General features: G+C 50.0%; 3 protein-coding genes. All 3 read right to left on the reverse strand.

Annotated elements, in window-relative coordinates:
• Positions 1-217 (reverse strand): ankyrin repeat domain-containing protein (locus CZ787_RS06145; RefSeq protein ID WP_140398974.1); only part of this gene is annotated, 217 nt, incomplete at its 3' end.
• 88 nt (positions 218-305) lie between these two features.
• A complete protein-coding gene (locus CZ787_RS06150; RefSeq protein ID WP_176372178.1) occupies positions 306-1,061 on the reverse strand; it encodes an ankyrin repeat domain-containing protein in 756 nt (251 codons plus the stop codon).
• A gap of 88 nt (positions 1,062-1,149) precedes the next feature.
• Positions 1,150-1,505: hypothetical protein (locus CZ787_RS18805; RefSeq protein ID WP_217883849.1), on the reverse strand; the 356-nt coding region annotated here is incomplete at its 5' end.

Consider the following 1,505-nt stretch of genomic DNA (forward strand, 5'->3'; position numbering starts at 1 on the left):
GATGTACACCTAGCTCGACCAGCGTTCGGATAGCGTCGGTATTTTCCTGTAGTAGCGCAAACCACATCAAGGTAATTTGCCTGTCGCCGCGAGCGTGAAGATCAATGCCGTGCTCGGCCCCTTGGCGTAAGACTTCCATATCATTGCGTTCAATGGCTTCGGCCATTGCTAATTGGGGGCCCTGAAAGAAGTCGGTAGCGGTATAGGAACGGGTCATGAAAACGCCGTTGGATGGTGGGCAGCCAACCATAAAGCTGCCCAACAAGAGCACGCTTATCAAAACGATAGAGCCATAAGCGTACCGGCTAACGGTCATGGCCACGAGGAATAACAGGTGTGAGTCCTTCGGCACGCATTTGCTCGCGCATTTCTATCGGAGAGAGCGGAGGAAATTCAACGCCACGTTCGATCATCATATCGCGAAGCTGAATAAATTGGTCACGCATAGGACCAGACTGAATATCTTGAATTTTTAAATGAACGCCCCAGGCAGGTGTAACCCCCGTTCTTAAACGGATATTAGGATCAGCGCCTTGCTCGAGTAAATACATGGCTATTTCAGGTTTAGTGCCTGTTGTACTGCTATCAAAGGGACTGCTGCCTTTTCCATCATTTAGCCGGTAATGTATGTCGGCACCACGTTCCACCAGTAATTTGATATGCTCCAACGTACCACTTGTAATGGTGCTGAATATAAGCGGGTAGCCTGTATCGTTTCCATCGTTACCCGCTGAATCATTGGGAGATAACCCGCCGTCCAGCATGGCTTTGAGATACTCAGTGTCTGATTTTCGAAGTGCTTGGCCAAGAGGCGTGCCGCCACCCTCAACGGGGCTTTCATTGGGATGCACACCTAGTTCAACCAGCGTTCGGATAGCGTCGGTATTTTCCTGTAGTAGTGCAAACCACATCAAGGTGGTCTGTTTATCACCTCGAGCGTGAAGATCAATGCCTTGCTCGGGCCCTTGGCGGAAGGCTTCCATATCGTTACGTTCAATGGCTTCGGCCATTTCTAATTGGGGGCCTTGAAAGAAGTCGGTAGCGGTATAGGAACGGGACATGGAAACTCCGTTGGATGGTGGGCAGCCAAACATGAAGCAGCCCAACAAGAGCACGCTTATCAAAACGATAGGGCCATAAGCGTACCGGCTAACGCTCATGACCAAAAGGCACAACAGGTGTTAAACCTTCGGCACGCATTTGCTCACGCACCTCTACCGGAGAAGGCGGAGGAAATTCAACGCCGCGTTCGATCATCATATCTCGGACCTGGGCGAACCCTTCATGTACAGGGCCACTTCGATTTGAAAGACGATTATGAATTCGCCATGCTGTTGTGACACCTGTAGGCAGTAGGATGTTGGGTTCTGCGCCTTGTTCAAGTAGATAAATGGCGATTTCGGGTTTAGTGCCTGTTGCACTACTATCAAAAGGGCTGCTGTCCTTTCCGTCATTAAGTCGGTAATTTATGTCGGCGCCACGTTCCACCAGTAATTTAATATGCT

Origin of the sequence: Halomonas citrativorans, assembly GCF_900163645.1 — a bacterium.
In the GTDB taxonomy this organism is placed as follows: domain Bacteria; phylum Pseudomonadota; class Gammaproteobacteria; order Pseudomonadales; family Halomonadaceae; genus Vreelandella; species Vreelandella citrativorans.

Coding starts and splice junctions, on each gene's coding strand:
- CZ787_RS06150 (WP_176372178.1), bottom strand. CDS start 1,061: ATGTCCCGTTCCTATACCGCTACCGACTTCTTTCAAGGCCCCCAATTA.